At 74.5% G+C, this 14,770-nt stretch carries 13 protein-coding genes; 3 read left to right on the top strand and 10 right to left on the bottom strand.

Translation table 11 applies throughout. From position 1 onward, the window contains the following. Positions 1-41 precede the first annotated feature (41 nt). Entirely contained in the window at positions 42-602 is a 561-nt protein-coding gene (locus OG594_RS37190) for a DUF6434 domain-containing protein (RefSeq protein ID WP_266606810.1), read from the top strand. A gap of 14 nt (positions 603-616) precedes the next feature. On the opposite strand, the gene OG594_RS37195 is transcribed toward OG594_RS37190, so the two are convergent. Further along, positions 617-1,180 (bottom strand): dihydrofolate reductase family protein, encoded by a 564-nt coding sequence (locus OG594_RS37195; RefSeq protein WP_266606811.1) that lies wholly within the window; start codon positions 1,178-1,180, stop codon positions 617-619. Between the two features lie 70 nt (positions 1,181-1,250). Between OG594_RS37195 and OG594_RS37200 the strand changes: the two genes are divergently transcribed. Continuing rightward, on the top strand, positions 1,251-2,354 hold the full coding sequence (locus tag OG594_RS37200; RefSeq protein WP_266606812.1) for an enoyl-CoA hydratase/isomerase family protein: 1,104 nt from the start codon (positions 1,251-1,253) through the stop codon (positions 2,352-2,354). Here the strand turns inward: OG594_RS37200 and OG594_RS37205 are convergent. Both OG594_RS37205 and OG594_RS37210 read right to left on the bottom strand, forming a co-directional pair. Next, positions 2,341-3,018, bottom strand: coding sequence for a TetR/AcrR family transcriptional regulator (locus OG594_RS37205; protein WP_266606813.1), 678 nt, complete (start codon positions 3,016-3,018; stop codon positions 2,341-2,343). The genes OG594_RS37200 and OG594_RS37205 overlap by 14 nt on opposite strands. Before the next feature lie 61 nt (positions 3,019-3,079). Then, positions 3,080-5,341, bottom strand: coding sequence for an excinuclease ABC subunit UvrA (locus tag OG594_RS37210; protein ID WP_266606814.1), 2,262 nt, complete (start codon positions 5,339-5,341; stop codon positions 3,080-3,082). A 96-nt stretch (positions 5,342-5,437) separates the two neighbouring features. On the opposite strand from OG594_RS37210, the gene OG594_RS37215 reads away from it, so the two are divergent. Beyond that, on the top strand, positions 5,438-6,202 hold the full coding sequence (locus OG594_RS37215) for a TetR/AcrR family transcriptional regulator (RefSeq protein WP_266606815.1): 765 nt from the start codon (positions 5,438-5,440) through the stop codon (positions 6,200-6,202). Between the two features lie 61 nt (positions 6,203-6,263). Here OG594_RS37215 and OG594_RS37220 read toward each other — a convergent pair whose 3' ends face one another. The 7 genes from OG594_RS37220 to OG594_RS37250 form a co-directional block, all read right to left on the bottom strand. Continuing rightward, complete coding sequence (locus OG594_RS37220; protein ID WP_266606816.1) at positions 6,264-7,187, bottom strand: SDR family oxidoreductase; 924 nt, start codon at positions 7,185-7,187, stop codon at positions 6,264-6,266. Positions 7,188-7,196: 9 nt separating this feature from the next. After that, positions 7,197-8,429 (bottom strand): MFS transporter, encoded by a 1,233-nt coding sequence (locus OG594_RS37225; RefSeq protein WP_323185484.1) that lies wholly within the window; start codon positions 8,427-8,429, stop codon positions 7,197-7,199. Between the two features lie 63 nt (positions 8,430-8,492). Then, entirely contained in the window at positions 8,493-9,791 is a 1,299-nt protein-coding gene (locus tag OG594_RS37230; protein WP_266606817.1) for an alkaline phosphatase family protein, read from the bottom strand. Between the two features lie 68 nt (positions 9,792-9,859). Further along, a complete protein-coding gene (locus OG594_RS37235) occupies positions 9,860-10,906 on the bottom strand; it encodes a galactokinase (protein ID WP_266606818.1) in 1,047 nt (348 codons plus the stop codon). After that, positions 10,903-12,768 carry a class I SAM-dependent methyltransferase gene (locus tag OG594_RS37240; RefSeq protein ID WP_266606819.1) on the bottom strand — a complete coding sequence of 622 codons (1,866 nt, stop codon included), beginning with the start codon at positions 12,766-12,768 and terminating at the stop codon, positions 10,903-10,905. The genes OG594_RS37235 and OG594_RS37240 overlap by 4 nt, the downstream gene beginning before the upstream one ends. After that, positions 12,765-13,940 carry a glycosyltransferase gene (locus OG594_RS37245; protein WP_266608763.1) on the bottom strand — a complete coding sequence of 392 codons (1,176 nt, stop codon included), beginning with the start codon at positions 13,938-13,940 and terminating at the stop codon, positions 12,765-12,767. The genes OG594_RS37240 and OG594_RS37245 overlap by 4 nt, the downstream gene beginning before the upstream one ends. A 2-nt stretch (positions 13,941-13,942) precedes the next feature. Beyond that, on the bottom strand, positions 13,943-14,770 hold the full coding sequence (locus OG594_RS37250) for an alpha/beta fold hydrolase (RefSeq protein ID WP_266606820.1): 828 nt from the start codon (positions 14,768-14,770) through the stop codon (positions 13,943-13,945).

Here is a 14,770-nt window from a genome sequence, read left to right on the forward strand (position 1 = left end):
CTGACCCTCCTACCGGATTCACCCACCCCTAATATGGGAACGTGAGTACGAATATGGGGGAATCCCGGCCCGCCCTGACGCCCGCGCTGACCGGGACGGAACTGCTGCGCTGGTACTGGACGCTGGCCGAACTGACTGCGCTCGCACGGGAGATGGGCATCCCGGCCGGCGGCGGCAAGGCAGCCGTCACCGCACGGCTCGCCGCAGCCCTCGACGGACTGCCCGCGCCCGCCGCCCCGGCGGCCCCCGCACCCCGGCGCGCCGGGCGTCAGCTCACGGCCCCCGTCACCGGCGCGACCGTGATCCCCCCGGGCCAGCGCTGTAGCCAGGTGCTGCGCGCGTACTTCGTCCGCGAGATCGGACCCGGCTTCCACTTCGACGCCTTCATGCGCGACTACGTCGCCGAGCACGCGGGGCACACCCTCGCCGAGGCCGTCGCGCACTGGCACGCGACCCGCGCCCGGGCGGCCGAACCCCAGGAGGTGGGCGCGCAGTTCGAGTTCAACCGGTTCCTGCGCGCCTGGCACGCCGGGCACCCGGACGGGGCCCGCGCCGAAGCCCTGGCCGCATGGCAGGACCACCGGGCCCGCCCCCGGGACTGACCGTCCGTTCCGAGCTACGCGCGCTCGTAGCGCAGCAGGACGACGCCGTTGCCGAACGTGTGGGTGTCCGTATGCCGCAGGGCCACCGGAGCGTAGTCGAGGGTGGGGAAGAGCGGTGTGCCGCGCCCGATCCGCACCGGGTGCACGTAGATCCGGTACGCGTCCACGAGGTCCTGGCGCAAGAAGGAGGCGGCCAGGTTCGCCCCGCTCAGCGTCAGGTCGCCGCCCGGGGCCGCCTTGAGCGCGGCGACCTCATCGGGCACGACGTCCCGCACGACCGTCGTGTTCCACTCGGCCGACCGCAGGGTGCGCGAGTACACGTACTTGGGCATGGACCGCCAGATCTCCGCGAACTCGGCCACCGTGCCGGCGTTCGCGGGATCGGCGTCGGCGGTCGGCCAGTAGTCCGCCATCAGCTCGTGCGTGACCCGTCCGCTGAGGAAGCCGCCCATCGAGCGGAGGGTGTCGTTCATGTGCTGGTGCAGCTCGTCGTCGACGCAGTGCCAGTCGATCTGCCGGTCCGGCCCCTCGATGTACCCGTCGAGCGACACCCCGGCCATCAGCACGATCTTCCGCATGACAGCCCACGGTACTCCTCGGGGGCGCCCCGCGGCGGGAGCGGCGCGGACCGCGGTGATACTGGCCGGTGTGAAGACCGAAGACGCACAGGCCGAAGATCCGCGGGCCGAAGACGCGAACACCGTGCTGTTCCACACCGACGGCCGGACCGGGGTGGTCACCCTCAACCGTCCCAAGGCCCTCAACGCCCTCACCCACCCCATGGTGATCCGCATCGACGGGGCCCTCGCGGCATGGGCGGCCGATCCCGCCGTCCAGCAGGTCCTGATCCGCGGCGCCGGTGAGCGCGGCCTGTGCGCGGGCGGGGACATCCGGGCCATCCACGACGACGCCAAGGCCGGGAACACCGCCTCCGCCGGCTTCTGGCGCGACGAGTACCGGCTCAACGCACGCATCGCCCGTTACCCCAAGCCGTACGTCGCCCTCATGGACGGCATCACCATGGGCGGCGGCGTAGGGGTCTCCGCCCACGGTTCGGTCCGGATCGTCACCGAACGCTCCCGCGTCGCCATGCCCGAGACCGGCATCGGCTTCGTTCCCGACGTCGGCGGCACCTACCTGCTCGGCCGCGCGCCCGGCGAACTCGGTACCCACCTCGCCCTCACCGGAACGGCGGTCGGCGCGGCCGACGCGCTGCTGTGCGGGCTCGCCGACCACTTCGTACCGGCCGACCGGCTCCCGAAGCTGACCGCCGCCCTCGCCGAGGCACCGGCCCACGAGGTGCTCCCGCGTTACGCCGCCACCCCCGGGCCCGGTGAACTCGCCGACCGGCGCGGCTGGATCGACCACTGCTACGCGGCCGCCACCGTCGAGGAGATCGTGGAGCGGCTGCTCGGCCAGGGGGAGCCCGCCGCCAAGGAGGCCGCGGAGACGATCCTGGCCAAGTCGCCGACCGCCCTCAAGGTCACCCTCGCCGCCCTGCGCCGGGCCGCGGAGCTCGGCCCGCTGGAGCGGGTGCTCGCCCAGGAGTTCCGGGTCTCCTGCAACGGACTGACCGCGCCCGACCTGGTCGAGGGCATCCGGGCGCAGGTCATCGACAAGGACCGCGATCCCCGCTGGTCCCCGGCGACCCTGGCCGAGGTGACCGCCGCCGACGTGGAACGCTTCTTCGCCCCGCTCGCGGAGGACCGCGAACTGCGCCTGCCGCCGCCCCAGGACCTCAGCCGCGGCTGAGCCGCGCCTCCAGGCCGTCCAGGACCCGCTGGAGTCCGTAGTCGAAGTGCTCCTCGCGCAGCTGCCACGGGTCCCGGCCCCCCTTCGCCACGTGCTCCCCGGCCGGGCGCGGGCTCTTCGGCCCCTCCTGCCCGCTCCGCCCGCGGCGGGCGAGCAGCGAGAGGTGGGCGGCCTCACCGGCCGAGGCGCCGACCACGTAGGAGAGGACCGCCTTCATGGCCGGGGCCGCCTCGGCCGCCGGGAAGCCGGCCGTCTTGAAGAGCGCCAGCATCCGCTCCGACACCCGCGCCAGGTTCGGGCCGAGGTGCGCCGGCCCCACCTGGCCGAGCACCGAGGCCACCCAGGGGTGGCGCAGGGCCATCGCGCGCAGGCCGTGCCCGCTGCGGGAGACGGCATCGCGCCATTCGGCCGCGCTCGCCGCGCCGGGCACCTCCAGCTCGCCGTAGACCTCGTCCACGACCAGCTCGATCAGCTCGTCCTTGCCCGTCACGTGCCGGTACAAGGAGGTGGCGGCGGCGCCCATCCCGGTGCCGAGCTTGCGCATGCTCAGCGCCTCGATGCCCTCGGCGTCGAGCAGCCGGATCGCCGCCGCGACGATCTGGGCCCGGCTGAGCGCGGGCTGCTGCTCCTTGTGACGCGGGCGCGTCCGCTCGTCTGCTGGCATGCGGCCAGCCTAACCGGCGCCGGACGCCGGACGCAGCGTGCGTCCGGCGTCCGGCGCAGGGCTACGAGCCGACGTACTCCCGCAGGTGACGGGCGGTCAGGGTGTCCGCCCCGGCCACCAGGTCCGCCGGAGTGCCCTCGAAGACGACCTCGCCGCCGGCGTGGCCGCCGCCCGGGCCGATGTCGATCAGCCAGTCGGCGTGCGCCATCACCGCCTGGTGGTGCTCGATGACGATCACCGAGTTCCCGTCGTCGACCAGCCGGTCCAGCAGGGCCAGCAGCTTGTCCACATCGGCCATGTGCAGGCCGGTCGTCGGCTCGTCCAAGATGTACGTCGAGGACTTCTCGGCCATGCTGATGGCGAGCTTGAGCCGCTGTCGCTCGCCGCCCGACAGGGTGTTGAGCGGCTGCCCGAGCCGCAGGTACGAGAGTCCGACGTCGGCCAGCCGGCCGAGGACCGCGCGCGCCTGCCCGGTGGGGAAGAACGCGTGCGCCTCCGCGACGGGCATGTTCAGCACCTCGCTGATGTTCTTGCCGCGCAGCCGGTACGTCAGCACCTCGGGCGTGAACCGCCGGCCCTCGCACTCCTCGCAGACCGAGGCCACCGCGGCCATCATCGCCAGGTCCGTGTAGACCAGCCCGAGGCCGTTGCACTTCGGGCAGGCGCCCTCCGAATTCGCGCTGAACAGCGCCGCCTTGACGCCGTTGGCCTTGGCGAAGGCCGTCCGGACCGGCCCGAGCAGCCCCGTGTAGGTGGCCGGATTGGACCGGCGCGAGCCGCGGATCGGCGACTGGTCGGCCACCACCACCCCGTCCCGCCGGGCCAGGTACCCGTGGATCAGCGAGCTCTTGCCGGACCCGGCGACCCCGGTCACCACCGTCAGCACCCCCAGCGGCACCTCGACGTTGACGTCCTTCAGGTTGTGCAGATCGGCGTCCTTGATCGACAGGTGCCCGCGCGGGGTGCGCACCGACTCCCGCAGTCGCGCCCGATGTCCGAGATGGCGCCCGGTGAGGGTGCCGGAGGCGCGCAGCCCGGCCACGTCCCCGCTGTAGCAGAGCTGCCCGCCGGCCGTGCCCGCGCCCGGGCCGAGGTCGACGACGTGGTCGGCGATCGCGATGACCTCGGGCTTGTGCTCCACCACCAGCACCGTGTTGCCCTTGTCGCGCAGCCGCAGCAGGAGGTCGTTCATGCGCTGGATGTCGTGCGGGTGCAAGCCGGTCGTCGGCTCGTCGAAGATGTACGTGACGTCCGTGAGCGAGGATCCCAGGTGCCGCACCATCTTGACCCGCTGGGCCTCGCCGCCGGACAGGGTGCCGGACGGGCGGTCCAGGCTGAGGTATCCCAGGCCGATCTCCACGAGGGAGTCGAGCAGGCCCCGTAGGCCCGCGAGCAGCGGGGCCACCCCGGGGTCGTCGATCCGGCGGACGAACGAGGCCAGGTCGCTGATCTGCATCGCCGAACACTCGGCGATGTTCACCCCCTCGATGCGCGAGGAGAGCGCCGCCGCGGACAGGCGCGTGCCGCCGCACTCGGGGCAGTCGGTGAAGACCACGGCGCGGTCGACGAAGGCCCTGATGTGAGCCTGCATCGCCTCGCGGTCCTTGGACAGGTACGTCCGCTGGATCTTCGTGATCAGACCCTCGTAGGTGTAGTTGGTGGAGCCGAACTTCACCTTCACCGGGCCCGTGTGCAGGAGGTCGGCCCACTCCCGCTCCGTGAAGTCCTTGAGCTTGATATTGGCGGAGTAGAAGCCGGAGTTGACCATGTTCTGCCAGTACCAGGTGTCCACGGCGAACCCGGGGACGGTGATCGCGCCCTCGTTGAGGGAGAGTTCACGGTTCACCAGCTGGTCCACGTCGATGTCGGAGACCTGCCCGATGCCCTCGCAGTGCGGGCACATGCCGTCCGGGGCGTTGAAGCTGAAGGCGGTGGACGCGCCGATGTGCGGGACGCCGAGGCGGGAGAAGACGATCCGCAACATGGTGGAGGCGTCGGTGGCGGTACCGACCGTGGAGCGGGAGTTCGCGCCCATCCGCTCCTGGTCGACGACGATGGCGGCGCTCAGATTGTGCAGCCCGTCCACGTCGGGCCGGCTCTGACTCGGCAAGAAGGACTGGATGAAGGCCGTGTACGTCTCGTTGATCATCCGCTGCGACTCGGCGGCGATGGTGCCGAAGACGAGGGAGGACTTGCCGGAGCCGGAGACACCGGTGAAGACGGTGAGTCGGCGCTTGGGGATGTCGAGGGAGATGTCCCGCAGGCTGTTCTCCCGCGCTCCGCGGACCTGGATGACCTGATGACTGTCGGCGGCGATCTGCACGGAACTCCTCGCGTGGCGGTGTCTGGAGCTTACTTTCTACACTGTACTCTATACGGCGTACATTGAATTATTGGCCAGGCGCTTGGAGGACCGCACATGGCGAAGGACCGCAGTGGGGCGGGCGACCCCGTCCGTACGCTGGAGCTGCTGTGGCGCGAACGGGGGCGACAGCCGGCCCGGCCGGGCCGCCGCGGGCCGCGGCAGGGCCTCACCGTCGGCGCCGTGGTCCGGGCCGCGACCGAACTCGCCGACGAGGCCGGACTGACCGCGCTCACCATGCGGGCACTGGCCCAGCGGCTGGCCGTGACGCCCATGACCCTCTACACGTACGTCCCCGGCAAGGCCGAACTCCTCGACCTCATGCTGGACGAGGCGTACGAGCGCATGGAGCGCCGGCCGCCCGGCGCGCGGGACCCGTGGCCGACCAAGGTCACCCGCGTGGCCGAGGACAACCGCGACCTGCTCGCCCGCCACCCCTGGATCGCGGACCTGGCGGTCACCCGCCCGCCGCTGGGGCCCGGGGTCATCGGGAAGTACGAGTACGAACTGGCGGCCTTCGAGGGCATCGGCCTCAGCGACGTCGAGATGGACGCGGGCCTGGCCCACCTCCTCGGCTTCGTCCACGCGCACGCCCTGGGGGTCGCCGACGACGCGGCGCACAACAGCCGCCAGAGCCAAGAGGACTGGTGGGCCGTCAGCGAACCGCTGCTGGCCCGGGCGCTGGACCCCGAGCGCTACCCGCTCGCCGGCCGCGTGGGCGCCGCGGTCGCCGGATACCACCCGCAGACGCTCTGGACCTTCGGTCTCCGGTGCGTCCTCGACGGTCTGACCCGCCTGATCGACTCCCGTCCGGCGCACTGACCCGGCGTCCTGCCCCGCCCCGCCCGTCCCACCCCGGGCCGGGACGGGCGGGGCGGACCGGTCAGCGGTAGCCCGTGGTGTCCGCGGGGCGGTCCGGGTCCTGGACCTCGACCATGTAGCGCCAGGCGTCCGGGCGGCTGCCGTCGAGGTCCGTGAAGCCGTACTCCCGGGCGAGCTGCCCGCTGGAGAGGGACCGGCCGTTCCAGCGGGCCACCTCCGGGTCCGCGGCGAGGGCCGCGACCGCCCGGCCCACGTACGACGGGGTCTCGGAGATGGCGAAGTGCGGGACCTTGGCCAACGCGTCCCGCCAGTTCGCCTCCGTCACCCCGAAGGTGTCGAGCATCATCTCCGAGCGCAGCCAGCCCGGCGTCAGCGCCACCGCCGTGGCCCCCCGCGGCCCCAGCTCGTGCCCCAGCGCGAACGCCATGCGCAGCACCGAGGACTTGGCGATGTCGTAGAAGAAGGACACCCGGTAGCGGCTGGCGTTGTACTCGGCGGTTCCGTCCGTCATCTCCACCACCAGACCGCCCGGCTCGCGCAGCAGCAACGGCACCGCGAAATGGCTCGTGATGGCGTGCGTCTCCACGGCCAGCCGCATCAGCCGCAACCCCTTGTCCAGGTCGTGCTCCCAGACCGTGCTCTCCCACTCGAAGAGCAGCTCCCCGCCCCAGATGTCATTGACCAGGACGTCCAGACGGCCCTGTTCCGCGCCGATCCGCCCGACCAGGGCCTCGACCTCCGCCGGCACCAGGTGGTCGGCGACCACCGGGACGCCCCGGCCGCCCGCCGCGGTGACCAGCTCGGCCGTCTCCTCGATCGTCTCGGGCCGGTCGTACTCCGAGCGTCTGCCCCGGGTGCTGCGCCCCGACACGTACACGGTCGCACCCCGCGCACCCAACTGGACCGCGATGCCCCGGCCCGCGCCGCGCGTCGCCCCGGCCACGAGGGCCACCTTGCCTTCGAGAGTCCGCTGTGTTTCCGGCATGCCCCGACCCTACGACGAACGCAACGTCCGGACACCGTCACACACGGAGACCGCCGCCAGCGCCAGCAGCAGCCCGGCCGCCGCCAGACCCAGCGCCGGGCCCGGCCCCCACAGGGTCCACGCCGACCCGAACAGCAGGGAACCCGCGAACCGGGCCAGCGCCTGGGCCGTCTGGAGCACGGCCAGTCCGGTCGTGCGCAGCTCGGCGGGGAGCAACGGCCCGGCGGCGGCCATCAGCACCCCGTCGGTGGCCGCGTAGAACAGGCCGAGCGGCGCGAGCACACCGACGACCAGCAGCGCCCCGGCCGGTACCGGGGCCAGGAGCAGCAGAACGGCGCCGAGCAGCAGCACGTGCCCGCCGAGGAAGACCCGGCGCCGGCCCAGCCGGTCGGCGAGCCGGCCCACGGGCACGGCGGCCAGCAGGAAGACGGCCGCCGTGCCGACGGGCAGCAGCGGGAAGTACCCGGCCGACAGGTCGAGCCGGCGCTGGAGCAGCAGGTAGAGGAAGGCGTCGCCGACGGTGAACAGGCCGAGCACGGCGGCGGTCAGGCAGAGCCCCCGCAGGCCGGGCAGGCGCAGCAGGGTGCGTACGGGCGGCAGCGCGGGACGGGCCCGGGCCGGCGCGGGGGTGGGGGCGGGTGCCGGGGCCTCCCGGACGAAGAGCGCGAGCAGCACCACGCCCAGGACGGCGAAGCAAGCGCTCACGGTGAACACGGCCTCGTACCCGTCCACCGCCACCCACAGCACCCCGAACGCGGCCAGCGGCCCCAGCAGGGCACCCGCCGTGTCCAGTGCGCGGTGCACCCCGAAGGCGCGGCCCTGCTCCCCGGGCGGCACGGACAGCGAGATCAGCGCATCGCGCGGGGCGGTGCGCAGGCCCTTGCCGGTCCGGTCGGCGGCGAGCACCGCCGCCACCGACCAGGGGGTGGCGACGGCGAGCAGGGCCGCCTTGCAGGCGGCGGAGAGCGCGTAGCCGGTGCCCGCGACGAGCTTGTGGCGCCGGGTGCGGTCGGCGATCCGCCCGCCCACGAGGCGGAGCACCGCGGTGGCGCCCTGGTGCAGACCGTCCAGGGCGCCGAACGCGAGCGGGGACATGCCGAGTCCGGCCATCAGGTACAACGGCAGGACGGCGGTGACCATTTCCGCGGAGACGTCCGTGACCAGGCTGACCAGCCCGAGCGCGAACACCGTGCCGGGGACGGCCCGCAGGGGGCCCTTCGGGGCCGGGGTGCCCCCGGCGATGTCCGAGGCCCGGCTGGTCGACAGGTACACGGATGCCTCCGGGGTCGGCCGCTAGGCCGTGTCCTAGAACCAGTTGACGGTGAGTGGGAACGCGACGGTGACGGTGGTGCCCGCGGAGTCGGTGGCGGTCGCGGTGACCTGGACCGTGCCGCTGCCCCACGGTTTGCCGCTGATCCGGCCGGTGCCGGCGTCGACGGTCAGGCCCCAGGGCAGGCCGGTGGCCGCGTACCGCACCGGAGGTCTGCCGCCGGTGGCGCTGAGTCGGATGGTGCAGGACTGGTTGAACTTGCAGGTCTGGGGGCCGGGGTCGGTCAGTTGCAGACCGCCCGCGGTCGGGGTGGGCGTGGGCGTGGGCGTCGGGGTCGGTGTGGGAGTCGGAGTCGGAGTCTGAGTCGGGGTGGGCGTCGGGACCGTGGAGGTGTCGAACACCTCGGTGATCGGCTGGACGTTGGCCGCGTTGCCCGCGTGCGTCGCCGTGCCGAACAGGTCCTCGAAGGTCCGCAGCAAGTGGTGGTGGTTGAAGGCCGTGGCGTACTTGCCCGTCTTGACCTTCGCGCCGTGGAAGACGGTGGCGATCTGGTTCGAGCCCAGGTAGTTGTCCTCGTCCCAGGTCAGCACCAGGAGGCTGTTGTTGGCCTTCGCCCACTGCGCGTAGGCGTCGAGGTTGTTCCTGGTCCAGGTGTCACCCGTGGCCACCGAACACGAGTGCATGTCGTTGCACTGGTTGGGGACCACGAAGGACAGGCTCGGCAGCGCCGCGAAGTCGTTCCGGGGGAACTGCGCCCAGGTCTTGCCCGTGTTCAGCGGCACGTTCTTGAAGGCGAACCACGGGTTGTGCTTCTGCGCGTACTGGCCGTTCGTGCAGGCCGTGGACCCCTCGGCCGGCAGGTCCTCGTTGTACGTCGCGAAGGTCTTGCCGGCCGCGATCAGCTCCTGGCCGAGGTTGGCCGCCGTCATCGACTGCGGGGCGTAGCAGCCGTCGCCCGTGATGCCCTGCGTGGAGCCGGAGAAGAGGTTGAAGTAGTTGGGCTGGCTGGGGTGGGTCAGCGCCTTCATCCCGGTCAGGCTCGCGCCGCCGTTCGCCAGCTGGTTGATGTACGGGGCGTTCGCGCTGCCGATGATCTCCCCGTACTGCTTGTTCTCGTACACGACGACCACCACGTGGTCGTACGTCGGCAACGCGGCCGCCGCGGCCGGTGTGGCTGGGGCGGCCGGGGCGGCGGCGGAACCGGGCTCGGCCGCCACGGAGTTGGCCACGGTGAAGGCGCCCAACAGGCCGAGCGCGCCGAGCCCGGCCACGAGCGCCGGCCAGCGGGCCCCGCGTCTGGGGCGCGCCGTCGGTGAGGGTCGAAGGGTGGGCATGGGTGGTCTCCTCCTCGGTGTCGCCCGGGTCCGGCCCCGGGTCGTGGTCGTCGGCGTGGTCGTTCCGGTCACTCCTCGCGCCGGGCCGCACCGGCCACGGCGATGTTCAGGAACCGCGGTACGGGCCGCCCCCGGTCGCGGAAGTCCTCCGCCACCGCGGCCCGCACCGCCGCCAGACGCGCCTCGGGCAGCAGCACCAGCACGCTCCGCCCCGGCTCCCGCCCCTGCCCGGGCGGCCAGGCGCTCAGCGCCCCGGCCCGGCGGGCACAGGCCACGGCCCGCGCCAGCTCCCTCGGCCGGTCCGCGGCCTCCCCGCGGACGGCGACCAGCACCAGCCGCGCTCCCGACGCCGCCGGGTCGAACGCGACGTACCGCTGGCGGCGCCGGGGCTCCGCGCTCAGCAGCAGCGCCCTGCCGGACCGGGCGAAGAGCACCGCCCGGCGCAGTCCGTCGTCCCCGTCCGGGAGCGCTCCGGCCAGTAGCCGGGCCAGCCGTTCGCGGTCCGGCCGCTGACCCGCCCCCGCGTGTACGTCGGCCACCGCCAGCGCCACCGCGCACTCGGCGGGCTCCGCCGTGGCCAGCCCGGCGGCGCCCGTGAGCGAGCCCTGGACGTGCAGGTCGGTCCCGCCGGCGCCGAACCCGGCCCGGGCCAGCGCCCGCAGCACGGCGTACGGCCGGGCCGCCCAGGCGGGGGCGGCGGGCGGCGGCCCGGACAGGGTCAGCGGCAGATCGCAGCCGTCCGCGGGATGACCGAGGGAACTGAGCCGCACCAGGCCGTCGGTGCGCGGGGCCGCGGCGGCGGCCGTGGGCCAGCCGGCCGCCGCGACCAGGCCGGGGGAGCCCAAGTGGAAGGCGTACGGGGCGCTCCACACGGCGGCCGGGGGCCGCCCGTGCGCGGCCTCCAGGGCGTAGGCCACGAGCCGAAACAGGGGATCGGCCGTCGCCCGCCGGGCCAGGTCGCCTCCGGCGCGGTCAGCGGTGGCGGCGGCGCCGGCCGAGGCGGTGGGCCGCACGGGCGGTACGGCGGCGGAGGCTCCCGCCGGGTCCCGGCGGGCTGCCGCGGAAGGGGGCCGCTTCCCCGTGGGCGGTCCGACGCGGCCGACCGCGCCCGTCACGGCGCGTCCTTGCGGGCCAGCATCCGGTAGGCGTTCCCGCCGTCCGTGCGCCGGGCCACCGCCGTGCGCAGCGTGTCGAGCACCGCCGCCGCGGCGAAGCACGGCAGTGCCGCCACCCGTACGGCGTGGGCGAGGAGCCGGGCGCGCGGCGTGGGTCCGGGACCCCACGGCCGGTCCGGGTCCGGGGCCAACCGCGTCGCCGCGAGGGCCACCGCGCCGAAGAAGTCGTTGCCCTGGTGGGCCGGTCCGTGCTCCTCGGCGACGACGGTGAACCCCCGGTCGGCCAGCGCCTCGCGCAGATTGGCGGCGGGCATCAGGTGCTGGTGCTGCGGCTGGAACCAGGGCAGCCAGAACGGGCCGAGGAGCCGGGCCATCCGTGATTGCGGATCGGGCAGCTCGATGGCCAGGAACCCGCCGGGGGCGAGCACCGTGACCGCCGCGTCCAGCTCGGCGAGCGGCTCCCGGGTGTGCTCCAAGTAGTGGTACATGCTGACCACCTCGTACTGGCCCGCCAGCTTCGACGCGAACTCCGGGAACTGGCCCAGGTATCCGGTCTCCACCCAGCCGCGGCGCTCGGCCTCCCGCACCCCTTCGCCCATGTCGAGCCCGTCGAAGCGGGTCTGCGGCCAGACCTCCCGCGCCGCGTTGCAGAAGTGGCCGTGCCCGGTGCCGACGTCCAGCCAGGACACCGGGTCGGCGTGCGGGACGAGCATCTCGGCGCGCCCCCGGTAGGCGTCGCCCAGCCTGCCGAAGACCGTGCCCGCGCCCTCGCCGCCGCGCCCGTCGTAGAAGTCCCGGTAGTAGAACTCCAGCCCCTGCGAGGTCAGCCGGGGGTTCTGGAAGACGTGCCGGCAGTCCCCGCACCGCTCCAGCGTGAAACGGCCCGGCTTGCCCTGGAGCAGGTCGGACACCCGGACCCGGACGGTGAGCCGGCCCGATCCGCACCACGGGCATTCCGTGCGGCGCGGTTCGAGGAACCGCCGGGTCCCCGCCGCCAGGTCCTCCCGGTAGGCGGCGGCCCGCGCCGCCTCCACCGCGCCGTCCGGCGGGGTGTCCCGGCGGGCTGCCGCGGCCGTACGCAGCCCCGAGCCGAGGGAGCGCACCGGCCGGGCCGCCGTGGCCCGGCCCAGACCGGCGGGGCGCAGCGGGGAGCCCGGACCGCCGAGGACCAGGTACGGCTGGAGCCAGTACAGTCCGGCCGCGGCCGCGCCCCACCGGCCCTGGCGTACGGCGACGCCCGCGAGCAGCGCCAACCCGCCGAGCTGCGCGCCGGCCAGCGCCCCCGCCGGCAGCCCCTGGGCCCGCAACTCGGCGGCCCGCGCCGGCCCCCCGGGCTCGCCGACCCCACCACAGCGCAGGCCGGGGGCGATGGCCAGCCCGGTGGCATCGGCCGCGTACTCCTTCAACCGGCGCGTCAGCGCGAGGAGTTCCGCGGGATCCCGGCGCGGCCCGCCCGGATCCACCCCGGCCCGGGCCAGCACCTCCTCGGTGACGAGCACGGCGAACCCGGCCCCGCGGCCCGTCGCGAGCCGGTCCTGTCGGTACCGGGCCGGGTCGACCAGGCGCAGCAGCCCCAGGGCCCGTTCGGCAGCCAGGTCCGCGGGCAGCAGGTCCAGTACCCGCAGCCCCTCCCCTTCGGCGAACGCGCAGGCGGCGAGGAAGGTGGCCGCGTCCGGCTCGACCCCCCGGGCGGTGAGCAGCCGCCATCCGGCGGCGCGCGGCACTCCGGCCGCCGCCGGCGGGGTGACCGGCAGCACCGGGATCGCCCGCAGCCGGCGCCGGGCGCGTACGGTGCCCGCGCCGAGGGCGGCCAGTAACAGGACGGAGGTCCACGGGACCCGGGAGAGCGGGGGTGGCGTCATAGCAGCTTCTCCAACCGGTCGGCCGCGGCGGCGGCTCCGCCCGCCGCGGCGAATGAGGCCTGGATCCGCCGGGCGGCCCGGCGGGGGCCGGGGTCGTCCAGCACGGCCGTGAGCGCGTCGCGCAGTTCCTCGGCCCGGGTCCGGCCGAACCGCACCCGGACGCCGGCCCCGGCCAGGGCCACCTGCCGGGCCACGATCGGCTGGTCGTCCCGGATCGGGGCGACGACCAGCGGCAGCCCGTGCGCGAGGGCCTCGCAGACGGTGTTGTGGCCGGCGTGGCAGACCACCGCGTCCAGGTGCGGCAGCAGCTCCAACTGCGGGACGCTCTCCTGGAGCAGGAGGTGGTCCGGTACGTCCCCGATCAGGTCGGCGGGCGCCGCGAGGACGAACTGGACCTCCCCGGCGAGCCGTTCGGCGGCGCCCAGCACCGCGCCGTAGAAGCGGGCCCCGGCCGCCTGGTTGAGGGTGCCCAGGGACACCAGCACCCGCCGCCGCGCCGGGTCCAGCCGCTGCCAGGGGAAGGCGGGCGCCGGCGGCCGGGCCCCGAAGGCCGGCCCCACGAAGGCGTAGTGGGGCGGGAAGTCCCCTTCCGCGCCCACGAGTTCGGGAGTGGAGAAGACCAGCACCAGCCGCTCGGAGAACCGCGGGTCCCAGCCCGCGCCCCTCCCCGGATCCCGCGCCGCACCGAACTCCGCGAGCAGGCCCGAGATCTGCCCGGCCACCCACTCCCCGACCTTCGGGAAGTCCGCGAAGGGCCGGGTCAGCTCGGCCGAGGTACTGGCCGACGTCACCCACGGGACCCCGAGCCGCCGGGCCACCAGCGGCCCGGCCAGGGCCTGCTGGTCGGCGACCAGCAGGTCCGGTCCGAAGGCGCGCACGGCCCGGGCCACCCCCGGCACCATCGCCCGGGCCAGCGGCACCAGCGCCTCCTCCCACAGGAACCGCAGCGCACCGACCCCGCGCAGATCGCGCCAGCTCTCGTGCAGCGCCGCGTACCCGCCGGCGCCCAGCTCCTCCCCGGCGGGCAGGATCCGGGCCTGTGCCGGCAGCAGCCGGGCCAGCGCCGGGCCCGGTCCCGTCCAGGCGATCTCGTGCCCCCGGGCGGCCAGTTCGGCCCCGACGGCCACGGTCGGATTGACGTGCCCCGCCAGCGGCGGCACGGTGAACAACACCCTCACGGGACCAGCGCTCCCACCCGCGGCCCCGCCGCCGTCGTGGCCGCGCCGGCCGTCGCGTCGAGATGGGCGAGCACGGTCTCCTTCAGGACCCCGCTGCTCTCCTTCAGGACGTCGTGCCCCAGGCCCGGCAGGATCCGCAGCGCACCCCGCGGGGCGTGGTGCGCCAGTTCCCGCCCGCCCGCGAGCAGTTCGGAGTGCTCGCCGCAGACGACCAGGACCGGACAGCGCAGCCGGGCGTGGTCGGCCGGGGTGAAGACGCGGCTCGCGGCGATGTCGTCGATGAGCGTGGTGCGGTTGAGGAGGGCGTCGGCGATGGCGGTCAGGTTGGCGGCCTTGCGCAGGCGCAGGGCGAGCAGCTCGGTGGGGACCGTGCTGTCCTCCAGGCTCAGCGCGGCGGCCGACAGGGTGTCCACCATGTTCTCCACCCAGGCGCCGCCGAGCGGCGGTTCGAGGAGGGTGAGCCCGGTGACCAGGTCCGGCCGGGCCAGGGCGGCGTGCAGGGCGAGGGTCCCGCCGTAGCTGTTGCCGACCAGGTGGACCGGGCGCCGTCCGAGGTCCAGCGCGCCGAGCAGGGCGAAGAGGTCCCGTACGGCGGTGCGGCTGTCGTAGCCGGAGCCCGGACGCTCGGTGCGGCCGTGGCCGCGCAGGTCGTAGAGGACGACCTCGTGGCCGGCCCGGGCCACGGGCAGGGCCAGGGGGCAGTAGAAGGAGGACAGGTTGTCGACGACCAGCCCGTGCAGGAACACCACGACGGGCCGGTCGGGGGCGGTGGCCGGGAGCTGCTGGACGTGGAAGCGCAGGGAGCCCGCGCGGACGAAGGCCAT

Origin of the sequence: Streptomyces sp. NBC_01214, assembly GCF_026340975.1 — a bacterium.
Classification (GTDB): Bacteria; Actinomycetota; Actinomycetes; order Streptomycetales; family Streptomycetaceae; genus Streptomyces.